The sequence below is a fragment of the Mesorhizobium sp. M1D.F.Ca.ET.043.01.1.1 genome (assembly GCF_003952385.1).
Taxonomy (GTDB): Bacteria; Pseudomonadota; Alphaproteobacteria; order Rhizobiales; family Rhizobiaceae; genus Mesorhizobium.
Map to the genome: position 1 here is coordinate 3140965 of NZ_CP034444.1, position 14502 is coordinate 3155466.

A 14502-nucleotide genomic window follows, 5' to 3' on the forward strand; every position below is an offset into this window, starting at 1 on the left:
CCGCCTAGCTCATTTACTCCATAAACCCCGCATTTCTCCCAATAGTTTTACTTAGGATATCTGCGGGATTTTCACTGTAGGGCCTGCCGGCTTCAAAACCGGTGGGCCTTTCTGTTTTCAACACAGAGGAGAAAGCATGACATTCATCAATCGCATGATTGAACACTGGACTTCCAATTTGGAATTGACGCACTCCGAGCCTCTTGTGAAAGGCTGGCTCCAGCTTGAACAAGCTACAGGACGGATAGCCGACGGTGCCAAGCAGTGGCAGGTCGTACAGCTACCAACGGGGTCGGGAAAGACCGAGGCTCTTAAGGTCCTGTGTTCTGTACAACACCCGATATTGCATCCGCACATTCTCATCGTTACCCGGTTTAATGATGAAGCAGATCAAATCGCTCACGGCATCAATAAGTTATCTGGCCGGGTCATGGCTCGATCACTGCACAGTGAAGCCCCCTATTCGTATGATTTACTCGGCTCCATTCCAGTACTGATCATAACTCATTCAGCATATAGATCCGCTCTCCGAGAGAAGGCTATTACTGGAAGTAGTCCACGACTGGATCACTATTATGCCGGCCCAAACAGTCGTGAGTGGGTTATCATAGACGAAGCCTTCGATTGGGTTGACGCATATGACATTGACCTTGGCGACATGCGTTCCATGTGTGGAGACCTTGTGGGATTGCTCAAGGGACCGGCTCGTTCCGATGTTGAACGGCTGCATGGCCTCGCAACCACGTTGACCGAAGACGCTCACTCAAAGTCTGATAAGATGCTGAGCAGTGAGCAGTTCGATTTGCTAGATCGCGTTGAATTCCAAAGGCTTAAAGAAGCCGTCGAGAGCTTACCAAAGGAAGCCTTTGCGGCATGGAAAGATATGCAGGATTGCATTGATACCGAACTTGTATTTGGTCAAACTCAAATCCGCACCCCATTTAGAACCCGGTATATCGACCTACTGTCGAGCTTGGAAATTATCTCGCTGATTGGCTTTGGTTGGACCACCAACAGGCGCGGTAAGGCCTTGTTGCACAGCTCCAGGTCACTTCTTGGAGAAGCCGGCAAACATGGTGTCATCCTCGATGCTACTGCCGGCATCGACCCCACCTATTTGGTAATGGGGACGCGGGTGCGAGTGCTTCCTCGTCCTGAGGGCATTCGTTCTTATGCCAACGTGAGGCTGAACCTATCGTACGGACATCGCGTCGGCAAAGAGCATCTTGTCCAGAATGCCGCCAAGGAATGGCCGGTCATCTGGGGCCAGCTCTCGCAAACATTGAACGCCAAGCGGCCCCTGGTCTGCACCCACAAGGACGTAAAGGCCGTGGTGAAGCACTTTGGCACGAGCACTTCCTTGGAATTTGCCCACTGGGGCAACCTCGATGGGAAGAATGAATGGAGCGGTTGTGACGCTGCCGTTTTCTTCGGACTCCCTTACATCGACGATATCGCACCTGCACACGTCTATTTTGCCCATCAAGGGCCGCAGAGTGACGATTGGTTCGCCGGCAATCGCAGCTTCGATGCTTATGCTGACATACGGCGGTCACTTCAAGACGGCTTCATAGCCAGAAGCGTAGTGCAAGCCGTCAATCGCACGAGATGTAGGAAGCCCATCGATAACGCCGGCAACTGCGATCCTACAGACCTCTACCTGCTTCTTCCTGCAAGGGGCACGACAAGCGACCTAGTCACCAGCTCCTTACGGCGCCAGATGCCGGGCGTAGTGGCAACAGAATGGGAAGCGGGCGCCACAAAACGTAAGGCACGTAAGGCATCGGCAGAGACCCGGCTACTTGAATATTTCAAGAGCGCTCCTAAGGGCATCCACTTCAAATCAGCCGTAGTGAGCGGCCTAGGAACCAATGCGCGTAGCTTCGAACGCATGACCGCCGAATTGCGCAAACCTACCCCAATCGCAGAACAACTGGCCGCACTCAAAGTCGGCTATTGCTCGACCGCAGGCCGAGGAAAGGAGGCGTATTTCATCAAACAATAAGGAAACTCAAATGTCACTACACAGTGTCAGCACGCCAGACGTGCTGGGCAGAAAAGAGGCCGCCGCGAGCGGCCTTTCTCGTTTCTATACGGGGCAATCGTGCAGGGAAGGCCACCACGCCGAACGCTTTGTCGGCAATCGGCAGTGCGTAGTCTGCAATGCTGAAAAAGCCCGCAATCGTGAGCTTCAAAGAGGGTCTAGAGACCCGTCGTTCAGAATGTACAGGAATACCCTGCGTCGCACTGGAATGGCTCTCGGAAGGCGTGCCAGTCCATCCTATGCGCTTGGCTGCAATCATTCCAAACTGCGGGACCATATCGCGGCACAGTTCCGAATGGGCATGTCATGGGACAGGTACCGGCAGTGGGAAGTTGACCACATAGAGCCCTTGGCAAGCGCCAGGGACTTAAATCACCTCATCCAGCTTTGTTACTATACAAACCTACAACCGCTCTGGCGGCGGGAGAACCGAATGAAAGGCGGGGCCTAGTGCCCCGTCCCATCAAACAATGCTGAAAACACGTTGCCCCCGTACACCCTACCTCTCGACCGTGTGTGGTCACAAACTGGTCACGCCTGTCACAAATCTTCGAGCCTGTCGGACTTGACTAAGGGGCCAGGGTGGGGGTAGGTCTGTCGCGTTAACCGGTTGTAGCGACAGAGTTATTTCCGGGATGCAAGCAGTTATATATCCGGTTGCAACCGCTTCCTAGCTGCCCTCCGAAGGCAGAGGTCACAAGTTCGAATCTTGTCGGGTGCGCCAATGAAATCAATGGTTTGGCTCCAACCAGGCGATGACGCTGGGCAAGATGCGGTAGCCGGGCCGGGCCATTCACCTAAATCTGCCGAGAAATTGGCTAACGTACATATCCACCAAGCTGCTTACGCGCCAACGGTATAATCGCGCGGCCACTCTTTCGCGCCCCATAATCATCTCTGCATGTTCTATTGCGAGTTTGAGTAGCGTTTCGGAGACTTCCTGCGCCGACCAGCCTTTAACAAGAGAGGCCTTCACCAGAGCTTCAAAGGCGGGCTCGAGGGCAACCTCGCAGTTAATGGGGCGGTTGGGACTGCCTTCAGAAAGCAGGGGCGGTTCGATTGGTGACATCGGGGCCATGCATCCAAAAAGCAAAAACGTGTAAATCGTTCCGCCTCTCATTGGCACAGCTTCCCATAGCACGGCACTGCGCGCGCTTTCGGCGCCCATCCTTCGCCGCTTGACTCAATCATCAGTTTACACTAATCATAAGTCATGACTGTTGATAGCGTCCAACTCGCGGCCCTTGGTGACACCACTCGCAGGCAGATTTTCGAGCTGATCGCGGAGCGGCCGCGGTCGGTGGTGGAGATCACGCGGCAGGTCGCCGTGTCGCAGTCGGCGGTTTCGCAGCATCTCAAGGTGCTCAAGGATTCGCGGCTGGTGCGCGCGGAGCCGAAGGGCGCAAGCAACGTCTACCACATCGACCCGCACGGGCTTGGCCAGATGCGCGCCTGGCTCGACCGGTTCTGGAGCCAGACGCTCGCGGCCTACAAGCTGGCCGTCGAGACCCCACCAGAGGATTGATCAATGAACACCCAAGTCCCCATCGCATCCGTGAAAAAATCCGTCGTGGTCGAGGCGCCGATCGAGCGCGCCTTCAAGGTTTTCACGCAAGATTTCGGCAGCTTCAAACCGGCCGAGCACAATCTGCTGCCGGTCAAGATCGCCGAGACGGTGTTCGAGCCCCGGGTCGGCGGCCATGTCTATGACCGCGGCGTCGACGGCAGCGAGTGCCGCTGGGCACGGGTCCTGGCCTATGAGCCGCCCAACCGGGTGCTGCTCAGCTGGGACATCAGTCCGCAATGGCGGATCGAGACCGACCCGGCCAAGACCAGCGAATGGGAGGTGCGGTTCATCGCCGAAACCACGGAGCGCACCCGCGTCGAGCTCGAGCACCGCAATCTCGAGCGCCACGGCCAGGGCTGGGAAAGCGTGCGCGACGGCGTCGACGGCGATCAGGGCTGGCCGCTTTATCTGCAGCGGTATGCGGAGGTTGTGGCGCGGCGGGGCTGATGGCGTACGGCGCGCAGTCGCATAGGGCGCACCCCCGCTCCGTCTCGGCTTCGCCGAGCCACCTCTCCCCACATTCGTGGGGGCGAGGAACCTATGCGGTTGGCCTGCGACCAGTTGCAGGCAGCATTCCCTCACCCCAGCGTCTCGCGTATCGCCGCCGCCAACCTCTCCACCCCCTCCCTCATCTGCGCCGCATCGCAGGCCGCATAGCCCAGCACCAGCCCTTGCGTGGCCGCCGTGTTCTGGAAATATTTCGACAGCGGCGAGACGTTGATCGCCCTCCTGGCCGCCGCCTGGCTGACCTTGATGTCGTCGATGCCCTCCCTCAGATAGCCCACCACCTGGATGCCGGCTTCGGCGGGGGAGAGCGTGATCTCGTCGCGCAGGCGCTCGGTCACGATGTCGCGGAAAAGCTGGCGGCGCTGGGCGTAGATGCGGCGCATGCGTTTCAAATGCCGGCTCATATGGCCTTCGGTGATGAAATCCGCCAAGGCAGCCTGCAGCAGGAGGGGCGCGAACTGGCCGGTGGTGGAGATCGCGTTGACGATGCGCCCGGCGAGCTCGACCGGCAGCACCATGAAGCCGATGCGCAGCGCCGGGAACAAAAGCTTGGCGAAGGTGCCGACATAGATGACGCGGCCGGAGCGGTCCATGCTCTGGATCGCCGGCACGGGGCGGCCCTGAAACCGGTATTCGCCGTCGAAATCGTCCTCGATCACCCAAGCATTCGCGGTCTCGGCGATGTCGAGCAGGCGCAGCCGCTCCTCCATGCGCATGGTGATGCCGAGCGGATGCTGGCAGGCCGGCGTCACATAGATGAGGCGGGGCGAAGGGGCCGGCGCATCGAGACGCCAGCCGCGCTCCTGGTCGACCGGGATGGGAAGGATCCTTGCGCCGGCCACGGTGAAGGCGGCCTTGGCGCCGTAATAGCCGGGCTCCTCCATCCACACCGTGTCGCCGGGGTCGAGCAACAGGCGCGCGAGAAGATCGAAGGCGGCCTGCGCGCCGGTGGTGACGACGATCTGCTCGGGACGGCAGCGCACGCCGCGCGCGGAATAGAGATAGCCGACGATCGCCTCCTTCAGCGCCGGATGGCCGGTCACGTCATAAGTGCCGAACAGCGTCTCGCCGCCATGGCTGGCGCGGCGCGCCACCAGCCGGCCCCAGACGCCGAACGGAAAGCTCGACGCATCCGGCATGCCGGGGTGGAAGGCGACATGCCCAGGCCTGCCGTGGTGGCAGGGCTGGCTGAGCAATTCCTCGCCTCGCCGCGAAGGCGCGCGCAGCGGCACGGGCGGTTCCTCGCGCGGTGACTCACGCGGGCCGTCGGGCAGGTCGACGATGACGGGCCGCGCGCCCTGGCGGTTGGCAAGATAGCCTTCGGTGACGAGCTGGTCGTAAGCCGAGACGATGGTGTTGCGGCCAAGGCCGAGCTCGGCGGCTAAAGCGCGGGTGGAAGGCAGCTCCGAGCCCGGCGGCAGCGCGCGGTTGCGGATGATGGCGACGAGGCCGTGATAGAGCTGGCGGGAGAGGTGCTCGGAGCTGGCGCGGTTCACCGCCAGCATGTCGAGCGGGAAGGCCTGGGGTTTGGCGTGGAGGGGGCGCACGGGCTACACCCGCCCACCAGAGCAATGGCCGTGGACACGCCTGTCCTGCGAGGGCGAGTTCCTTCGCCCCCCTCTCTGTCCTGCCGGACATCTCCCCCTCAAGGGGGGAGATCGGATGTCACGCCGGCTTTCGCCAATCGCCAACGCCGCAAAAGGGCGCGCGACGGCGGAGCTGCCAATCTCCCCCCTTGAGGGGGAGATGCCCGGCAGGGCAGAGAGGGGGGCCTCGCGCCGACGCCCGATGATTTCCAGATTGTCCATCCCCCATCCTGCCACAGCCGCCGGCGCGCACAACTGGTTCCTTCATTTTCCGGAAAACTGGCCCTCGCGATGGGGACAGAGCGGCGTAGACTTGGCGCAGTGACGTTGGGGTAAGACGTCGACGCAAGGCAAGTTTGGGCAGGGCACTGGGAGGGCGTCTGGCCAAACGAAAACGGCAGGGCTTTGCATCCTGCCGATGCAGCCATTTTCCTCCCGACATGAACACCCCGCAGCCTTGCGGCCGCGGGTGGAAGGCGGGCAATGGGCACAGTTCGACTTGGCATCAACCCGATCACCTGGACCAATGACGACGTGCCGGAATTGGGCGGCGACACGCCGCTCGAGACGTGCCTCAGCGAAACCGCTGAAGCCGGCTATGCCGGCACCGAGCTCGGCGGCAAGTTCCCGCGCGAGGCCCGCACGCTAGGGCCGATCCTCAACCATTACGGGCTGGCGCTGGTCTCCGGCTGGTATGACGGCCGCATCTGCGAGAAGGAGGTGGAGGAAGAGTTCGAGGCGATCCGCCCGCATCTGACGCTGCTCAGGGAGCTTGGCGCTAGACATGTCGTCTATGCCGACACCTCGCGTGGCCGCCACGGCGCGATCCATGATCCGATCTCGCAGCGGCCAAAACTTTCGGCCGAGGAGTGGAAGCCCTACGGCGAAAAGATCACGCGGCTGGCCGAACGTTTTGCTGATTTCGGCGTCGGCATGGCCTTTCATCATCACATGGGCACGATCGTCGAGACCGATGCCGAGATCGACATGCTGATGAAGGTGACCGGCGAGGCGGTCGGGCTGCTCTACGACACGGGCCACTGCGCCTTCTCCGGCGGGGACCCGGAACAATTGCTGCGCCGGCACGTCGGCCGGGTCGTCCATGTCCATTGCAAGGATGTGCGCCCGGCCATCTTAAGGAAGGCGCGCGCGGCCGATATGAGCTTCATGGGCGCGGTGATGGAGGGTATTTTCACCGTGCCCGGCGACGGCGCGATCGACTATCCGAGCCTGCTCAAGATCCTGGCCGACGAGGGCTATGCCGGCTGGCTGGTGGTGGAGGCCGAGCAGGACCCGGCCAAGGCGCATCCGCTGACCTATGCCACGATGGGCCACCGCAATTTGAAGGCGCTGGCGCAAGGCGCAGGCTTCAGCGTGGACGAGCGCAAGGGGTGAAGGCAGAATGAGGCGCCGGGGAAGGCGATGAGTTCGGTCCTGTACAGAAGCGTGGTCAAGAATTTCGGCGCGCTCAACGTGCTGCGATCGCTCGACCTTGCCGTGCCGGACCACAAGTTCCTCGCGCTGCTCGGCCCGTCGGGCTGCGGCAAGACGACGGCGCTGCGCATCCTGGCCGGATTGGACATGCCGACCGCCGGCAAGGTCTTCATCGGCGAGCGCGACGTCACTCGCCTCCAGCCGCGCGACCGCGACATCGCCATGGTCTTCCAGAGCTACGCGCTCTATCCGCAGATGACGGTCGCCGAAAACATCGGCTATCCGCTGTGGATCCGCGGCACGCCGGAGGCCGGGCGCAAGGCCAAGATCGGCGAGGTCGCCGCCATCCTCGAAATCGGCCATCTGCTCGACCGCCGGCCGCGCCAGCTCTCCGGCGGCCAGCGCCAGCGCGTGGCGCTGGCCCGCGCGATCGTGCGCGATCCGGCGGCCTTCCTCATGGACGAACCGCTATCCAATCTCGACGCGCGGCTGCGGCTCACCATGCGCGGCGAGATCAAGCGGCTCTGCCAGCGCCTCAGCGCCACCACCATCTATGTCACCCACGACCAGGTCGAGGCCTTGACCATGGCCGACCTGGTCGCCGTCATGCATGGCGGCGAGTTGCAGCAGATGGCGCCGCCCATCGACATCTACGACCGTCCGGCGAACCGCTTCGTCGCCACTTTCGTCGGCAATCCGCCGATGAACATCCTGCCGGCAGCGCCAGGCGAGCAAGGTGTGATGGTCGGTGCCAAGATCGTGCCGTTGGAGCGAACGCGGCTTACCGCGTGCCGCCTTGCCGAGATCGTCGAGATCGGGCTCAGACCGGAAGACTGCAGCGTCGCCGAGCCAGACGAACCGGGCGCGCTGCGCGGCGAAATCTATGTCGTCGAGCCGATGGGCAACGAGACGCTGGTCAATGTGCGGCTCGACGGCGGCAACGTCTCGGTACGGGCGGGCCGCGATTTCAGGGGCGCGGTCGGTGAAGGCATCGGCGTCGCCTTCGACCCGGCGAACGCCTGTTTCTTCAATTCGGCAGGCCTTACCGCCGTCCACAGGGTCAACAACAATGGGAGAGTGAAATGATGCATTCCAGCAGACTTACTCGCCGCTCCGTCGTCAAGGGCGGGCTCGGCCTGGCTTTGGCCACCACGGCCCTCACCACGCTCGGCCTGCCCATGCCCGCCAGGGCCGCCGGCAAGAAGGTGATCATCGGCGCCTTCGCCGATGGCGGGCTGACGCCGTTCAAGCAGAAGATCATCCCGCTGGCGAAGGAACAGGGCTTCGACGTCGAGTTCCTCGAGGATGAATATGGCGTGACGCTGGAGAAGTGGTTCGCCGACGCCCAGAGCGGCGCCGGCCAGTATGACCTCTACCTGCTCGACGATCCATGGGTGCCGCAGTTCGGCGCCGCCAATGTGCTCGAGGATCTCGGCGCCGGCGGCATCGACGGCTCCGACAAGGACTGGATCGGCTCGATGATCGACATGGGTTACTGGCCGCCGCAGCAGGGGCCGCGCGTCAAGGGCTTCGAAAGCGCCAAGCCGACGCTGATCTGCGTGCCTTTCGTCGGCGACCTGCAGACGCTCACCTACCGCAACGACGTCTTCAGCGGCGGCGCGCCGAAGACCTGGGACGAGGTGATCGCCAAGGGCAAGGAAGGGGTGGCGGCCGGAAAGATCAAGTACCCGGTCGTCTTCCGCGGCGTCTCCGGCAACCCGATCGTCACCAGCTGGTATCCGATCTTCCTGTCGTTTGGCGGCTCCTTCTTCGACGACAAGTGGAACCCGATCTTCAACTCGGCGGAGGGCAAGGCATCGGCCGATTTCTTCGTCGGCACGATGAAGCAGAACGCGCCGAGCGGCGTGGTCGAGTTCGACTCCGACCAGGAGGGCGCGGCGATCCTCGGCGGCGATGCCGGCGCCATCATCCAGTACTCGGGCAACGCATTGAAGGCCGACGATCCCGCCCAGACCAAGGTCGCCGGCAAGCTCGATTTCGGCGTCGTGCCGAAGCAGGAGAAGGCGATCGCGCAGATGGGCATCTTCATCGCCGGCGTGCCGAAATCGGCGCCCAACAAGGCGAACGCGATCGAGTTCCTGAAATGGTACGTCAGTGCCGAAACGCAGGCCAAGCTGTCGGAAGCGGGCTCGATCCCGGTCAAGCGCACCGCCTTCGGCGTCGCCAAGCCCGGCAATCGGCTGATCCCGGTCGCCCTGCAGCAGCTCGACGCCGGCGCGCTGCCAAGGCCGCGCACGCCGGACTGGGCGAAGGTCGAGGAACTGCTCGGCATCGAGCTCAACAAGGCGCTGCAGGCAGGCTCCGGCGGCGGCGCGGCATTGGACACGGCGGCCAAACAGGTCAAGGACTACCTGACCACGGCCGGCTACTACTGATGCAAGGCGCGAGGCAGGCACGCAAGTATCGCCTGCAGGGGGCGGGGCTCGACCTCGCCCTCCCGTACCTCATGCTGGCACCGGGCCTGATGATCGTGCTCGGCGTGCTGGTCTATCCGCTCTGGGATGGTCTCAGGGCCAGCACCAGGGCCTACCGCTACGGCTCGCCGGTGTCCGATGTCGGATTGCAGAACTATGTACGCCTGTGGAGCGACGCCCAGTTCCTGAATTCGCTCTGGGTCACGGTGAAGTTCGTCGCGCTGTCGGTGTCGCTCGAGGCGGTGCTCGGCTTCGCGCTGGCGCTGTTTTGCCTGCACGAGTTTCGCGGCATCCGCCTGCTCAGGACGGTGCTCATCATCCCGATGGTGATCACGCCGGTCGTCGTCGCCATCGTCTTCCGCCTGATCTACGCCAGCGATGCCGGCATGCTGACGGCGCTGTCCGAAGCAATCGGCGGCGGCCCGGTGCAGATCCTCGGCAATCCGCTCAACGCCTTCATCGGGCTTGTCGTCCTCGACGTCTGGGAATGGACGCCGCTGATGTTCCTGATCCTGCTCGCCGGGCTGCAGTCGCTGCCGCACGAGCCGTTCGAGGCGGCGCGCGTCGACGGCGCGGGCGCGTGGCGGGTGTTTGCCGATCTCACCTTCCCGATGATGCGGCCGGTGCTGGCGGTGGCGATCGTGCTGAGGACCATCGACGTCTTCGGCACCTTCGACCAGGTCTTTGTGCTGACGCGCGGCGGGCCGGGCGAGGCGACCAGGCTGGTTTCAATCTACGGCTATGACACCGCCTTCAAATTCCAGCAGACCGGGTATGCGGCGGCGCTGTTCGTGACCATCGGCCTCGTCGTGCTCGCGCTCGCCTTCAGCGCCATCAGGCTTCTGCGCAGGGTCGACGCGTCATGAGCACCCGTCTGGCGCGCATCCTGACGACGATCTTCGTGCTGGCCGTCGTCCTTTTGCCGATCTACTGGCTGGTCTCCACCTCGCTCAAGCCCAACCGCGAGATCACGCAGGAAGGCACGCTCTACCCGCATGTGCCGACGCTCGACAATTACGTCCGGCTGTTCACCGAAAAGCAGTTCGGTTCCTACCTGACGAACTCGCTGGTGGTGACCTTCTTCTCCGTCGCCATCGCGCTGGTCGTCGGCGCGATGGGCGCTTACGCGATCGTCAGGTTCCGCTTGCCTTTCGCCATGGAGGGCAAGGTCGGCCTGTTCCTTTTGACGCTGCGCATCATCCCGCCGGTGGTCATCCTGATCCCCGTCTATCTCTTGATGCTGAGCCTCGGCCTGCTCGACACCTGGCTTGGGCTGATCGCCACCTATACCGCCTTCAACGTCACCTTCTGCGTCTGGATGATGGAGAGCTTCTTCCGCGAGATCCCCGTCGATCTCGAGGAGGCCGCGATGGTCGACGGCGATTCGCGCTTCGGCGCCTTCCGCCGCATCACGCTGCCGCTGGCAGCACCCGGGCTGGCGGCAACCGCGATTTTCGCGGTGCTGGTCACCTTCAACGAATTTCTTTTTGCGCTGGCGCTGACGGCGACGCCGAGGGCGATGACCATGCCGCGCGGCACGGCCACGCTCATCGGACGCATCGACACCGACTGGGCCTCGATGGCGGCGGCCGGCGTCATCGGCGCGCTGCCGATCGTCTTTTTCGCGCTCCTGGTGCAGCGCCATCTGGTGCGCGGGCTCACCATGGGCGCGGTGAAATGAATGCCGGCCGGGCAGCATGAACCGGCCGTTCCGCCAAGGCGCGACCCAATAGGAAAGTCGAACACATGATGGATGTTTGTCTGTTCGGGGTGGGACTGATCGGAAGGGTGCATGCCGGCAACCTCGCGCGTCACCCGAAGGTGCGGCTGCGCTACATCGTCGATCCCAATCGCGAGGCCGCCGAGAAGGTCGCCGCCGTCGTCGGCGCCGAGATCACCGACACCGAGGCCGTGATGGACGATCCGTCGGTGAAGATGGTGTTCATCGCCTCGGCGACGCGCACGCATGCCGAGCTTGCCATGGCCGCGGCCGCGCATGGCAAGGCGATCTTCTGCGAGAAGCCGATCGATCTCGACCTCAAGCGCACGGACGAGTGCCTGGCCGCAGTCGAGAAGGCCGGCGTGCCGTTCCAGATCGGCTTCAACCGCCGCTTCGATCCGAGCTTCCGGGCGCTGAAGGAACGCATCGATGCCGGCGAGATCGGCGCCGTCGAGCAGGTCATCATCACCAGCCGCGACCCCGAGCCCGAAACCGAGGAAGCGCTGGCCGGCGGCGGGGGCGTCTTTCGCGAAATGACCATCCACGACTTCGACATGGCGCGCAACCTGCTCGGCGAGGAGCCGGTCGAGCTCTTTGCCACCGGTTCATCGCTGGTGGCGCCGCAATACAAGAAGCTCGGCGACTACGATACCGCGATGTTCATCCTGCGCACTGCGTCCGGCCGGCAGTGCCACATCAACAACAGCGTCAGGGCCGCCTATGGCTACGACCAGCGCATCGAGGTGCATGGTGCCGACGGCATGCTGCTTGCCGGAAACCGGCTGCCGACCTCCGTAGAGATGTCCGGCGGCAAAGGCATCTCGCGCGACAAGCCCTACTACTTCTTCGTCGAACGCTATTCGGAGTCCTACGCCGCCGAGATCGATGATTTCATCACGTCCGTCGAAACCGGTAGGAAGCCTGCCGTCACCGCCAGCGACGGCCGCAAGGCCATGATCCTTTGCGAGGCGGCGCTTGCGTCAGCCAGATCCGGCAGGTTCGAGCCTGTGAAGCTCTGAGCGGATGGTCTCAACCCGGGAGTCCCGAAAATGAAGATTGGCATGATCACCGACAGCCTGGGCAACCTTTCGTTCGACGAGATGCTGAATGCCTCCGCCGAACTCGGCCTGGAGACGCTGGAGTTCGCCTGCGGCAACTGGTCGTCGGCGCCGCACATCGATCTCGCAGCCATGCTGGACAGTGCTGCGACCCGCGCCGAATTCGCCGCCAATGTCCGCGACCACGGGCTGACGATCGCGGCGCTCAACTGCTCGGGCAACCCGCTGCATCCGGGACCGCAGGGCAAGAAGCACCGTCAGGTGACCGAGGACACGATCCGGCTGGCAAGCCTGATGGGCATCGACCGCGTGGTGATGATGTCCGGGCTGCCCGGCGGCCCGGGCGATGCCAACCCCAACTGGATCATCACCGACTGGCCGCCCGAATGCGCCGACATCCTGCGCTACCAATGGGACGACTGCATCGTTCCCTACTGGCGCGATCTCGTTGCATTCGCGAACAATCTCGGCATAGGCAAATTGTGCCTGGAACTGCACGGCCATCAGGCCGTGTACAACGTCCAGACACTGTTGCGGCTTCGCGATGCCGTCGGCGAAACGGTCGGCGCGAACTATGATCCGAGCCACCCGCTGTGGATGGGCGCGGACCCCATTGCCGCCGTGCGCAAGCTCGGCTCGGCGATCTACTATGTGCACGCCAAGGATACGCGCATCGAACCGATACCGGCGGCCATCGACGGCGTACTCGATGCGCGTCCGCCAAACCACTATGCCGATCGAGCCTGGAATTACATCACGCTGGGCTATGGTCACGGAGAGACCTGGTGGCGGCAGTTCTGCATAGCGCTGAAGCAGGTCGGCTACGACGACGTGCTCTCCATCGAGCACGAGGACATGATGCTGTCGCCGCTGGAAGGCATGCGCAAATCCGTGGCGTTGCTGCGCAACGCCGCCATCAATCTGGCTTGATGCAGGCGGATCGACCCGGAAAGCCCACGCCGCCGCCGACACTGGTCGCCGCGCTGGCCAGCGAGCCGAAACTGGCCGCCAAGCATCCCTCGCTCGGCGATTTCCTGCGCAGCCGCTGGGCCGATGCTGCCTTCATGACGGCGGCCGGCATGGCCGAAGCCACCGGGCTTCCCATAGAGCGGTTCAGCTTTTGACAGAATCGAAGAGGGATTCCGGAGAGGCTGATTTTGTGATTCAAGATGCTGGCTGGATCGGAGGCCAGCATCGGATGACGCGACCTCTTTCGAATGATCTTCGTGAGCGTGTTGTTGTGGCGATCGCGGCTGGTGAGAGCTGCCGCACGGTTGCGGCTCGTTTTGGCATAGCGGTGTCGTCGGCGGTGAAGTGGTCGCAGCGCTATCGAGCGAGTGGGTCGGTCGCGCCCGGCAAGATGGGCGGCCATCGCAAGCGGGTTCTGGAGCCGCACCGGGCCTTCATCGTGGAGAGGATCAATCAGACGCCGCATCTGTCGCTGCATCGGCTAAAGGACGAACTTGCGGCGCGCGGTGTGAAGGTATCGCACGATACGGTGTGGCAGTTCCTGCGGCGCGAGGGTTTGCGGTTCAAAAAAAACTCTGTTGGCCCTTGAGCAAGCCCGCGCTGACATCGCGCGACGGCGACAACGCTGGCGTTCCTGGCAGTCCGGTCTCGACCCACGGCAGTTGGTCTTCATCGACGAAACCTGGATCAAGACCAACATGGCGCCGCTGCGCGGTTGGGGGCCGAAGGGCAAACGCCTGCGCGGCTTGGCTCCATACGGCCACTGGCGCACGCTGACCTTCCTCGGCGCGCTGCGCTGCGACCGGCTGACTGCACCTTGCGTCTTCGACGGGCCGATCAACGGCCAGTGTTTCCGCGCCTATGTCGAGCAGCAGCTCGTGCCAGTGCTTGAGCCGGGCGACATCGTCGTCATGGACAATCTCGGCTCCCACAAGTCGGCAGCCATCCGGCAGATGATCCGCGCCGCAGGCGCCAGGCTCTGGTACCTGCCGCCATACTCGCCAGATCTCAACCCGATCGAGCAGGCCTTCGCCAAGATCAAGCACTGGATGCGAACTGCCCAGAAGCGAACCATCGACGACACCTGGCGACACATCGGACACCTCGTCGCCACCATAGAACCCGACGAATGCTCAAACTACTTCAACAACGCCGGATACGCTTCCGTCAAAACCTGAAACG

Annotated in this window: 13 protein-coding genes and 1 tRNA gene; 13 read left to right on the forward strand and 1 reads right to left on the reverse strand. The window is 63.0% G+C overall.

What is annotated here, in order from left to right; translation table 11 throughout:
* Positions 1 to 136 precede the first annotated feature (136 nt).
* The 4 genes from EJ067_RS15215 to EJ067_RS15235 all read left to right on the forward strand — a co-directional run bounded on the left by EJ067_RS15215 (position 137) and on the right by EJ067_RS15235 (position 4058).
* A complete protein-coding gene (locus EJ067_RS15215; protein WP_126086471.1) occupies positions 137 to 2005 on the forward strand; it encodes a hypothetical protein in 1869 nt (622 codons plus the stop codon).
* A gap of 680 nt (positions 2006 to 2685) precedes the next feature.
* Positions 2686 to 2768, forward strand: a tRNA-Ser gene (locus EJ067_RS34315).
* Positions 2769 to 3257: 489 nt separating this feature from the next.
* Complete coding sequence (locus tag EJ067_RS15230) at positions 3258 to 3569, forward strand: metalloregulator ArsR/SmtB family transcription factor (protein ID WP_126086473.1); 312 nt, start codon at positions 3258 to 3260, stop codon at positions 3567 to 3569.
* A 3-nt stretch (positions 3570 to 3572) separates the two neighbouring features.
* Positions 3573 to 4058, forward strand: a complete 486-nt coding sequence (locus EJ067_RS15235; protein ID WP_126086474.1) for an SRPBCC family protein — start codon at positions 3573 to 3575, stop codon at positions 4056 to 4058.
* Positions 4059 to 4189: 131 nt separating this feature from the next.
* On the opposite strand, the gene EJ067_RS15240 is transcribed toward EJ067_RS15235, so the two are convergent.
* Entirely contained in the window at positions 4190 to 5665 is a 1476-nt protein-coding gene (locus tag EJ067_RS15240) for a PLP-dependent aminotransferase family protein (protein WP_245468270.1), read from the reverse strand.
* 522 nt (positions 5666 to 6187) lie between these two features.
* Between EJ067_RS15240 and iolE the strand changes: the two genes are divergently transcribed.
* From iolE to EJ067_RS15290, 9 genes are all read left to right on the forward strand, one after another.
* Entirely contained in the window at positions 6188 to 7099 is a 912-nt protein-coding gene (gene iolE / locus EJ067_RS15250) for a myo-inosose-2 dehydratase (protein ID WP_126086475.1), read from the forward strand.
* A gap of 27 nt (positions 7100 to 7126) precedes the next feature.
* Positions 7127 to 8224 carry an ABC transporter ATP-binding protein gene (locus EJ067_RS15255; protein ID WP_126086476.1) on the forward strand — a complete coding sequence of 366 codons (1098 nt, stop codon included), beginning with the start codon at positions 7127 to 7129 and terminating at the stop codon, positions 8222 to 8224.
* Complete coding sequence (locus EJ067_RS15260) at positions 8221 to 9534, forward strand: extracellular solute-binding protein (protein WP_126086477.1); 1314 nt, start codon at positions 8221 to 8223, stop codon at positions 9532 to 9534. The genes EJ067_RS15255 and EJ067_RS15260 overlap by 4 nt, the downstream gene beginning before the upstream one ends.
* Complete coding sequence (locus tag EJ067_RS15265) at positions 9534 to 10439, forward strand: sugar ABC transporter permease (RefSeq protein ID WP_189510622.1); 906 nt, start codon at positions 9534 to 9536, stop codon at positions 10437 to 10439. The genes EJ067_RS15260 and EJ067_RS15265 overlap by 1 nt, the downstream gene beginning before the upstream one ends.
* Positions 10436 to 11254: a carbohydrate ABC transporter permease gene (locus tag EJ067_RS15270; RefSeq protein ID WP_126086479.1), complete on the forward strand. Its 819-nt coding sequence runs from the start codon at positions 10436 to 10438 to the stop codon at positions 11252 to 11254. The genes EJ067_RS15265 and EJ067_RS15270 overlap by 4 nt, the downstream gene beginning before the upstream one ends.
* A 65-nt stretch (positions 11255 to 11319) precedes the next feature.
* Positions 11320 to 12312, forward strand: coding sequence for an inositol 2-dehydrogenase (iolG, locus tag EJ067_RS15275; RefSeq protein ID WP_126086480.1), 993 nt, complete (start codon positions 11320 to 11322; stop codon positions 12310 to 12312).
* Positions 12313 to 12342: 30 nt separating this feature from the next.
* Positions 12343 to 13281: a sugar phosphate isomerase/epimerase gene (locus EJ067_RS15280; RefSeq protein ID WP_126086481.1), complete on the forward strand. Its 939-nt coding sequence runs from the start codon at positions 12343 to 12345 to the stop codon at positions 13279 to 13281.
* The gene (locus EJ067_RS15285; RefSeq protein ID WP_126086482.1) at positions 13278 to 13475 is read left to right on the forward strand and encodes a hypothetical protein; all 198 of its coding nucleotides are present in this window, start codon (positions 13278 to 13280) and stop codon (positions 13473 to 13475) included. The genes EJ067_RS15280 and EJ067_RS15285 overlap by 4 nt, the downstream gene beginning before the upstream one ends.
* Positions 13476 to 13549: 74 nt before the next feature.
* Positions 13550 to 14498, forward strand: a protein-coding gene (locus EJ067_RS15290; protein WP_126086483.1) for an IS630 family transposase whose coding sequence is annotated in 2 segments (ribosomal slippage) — positions 13550 to 13885 and positions 13887 to 14498 — 948 coding nt in all. Because the reading frame shifts where the segments join, the coding sequence is not laid out codon by codon here.
* Positions 14499 to 14502: the final 4 nt, after the last annotated feature.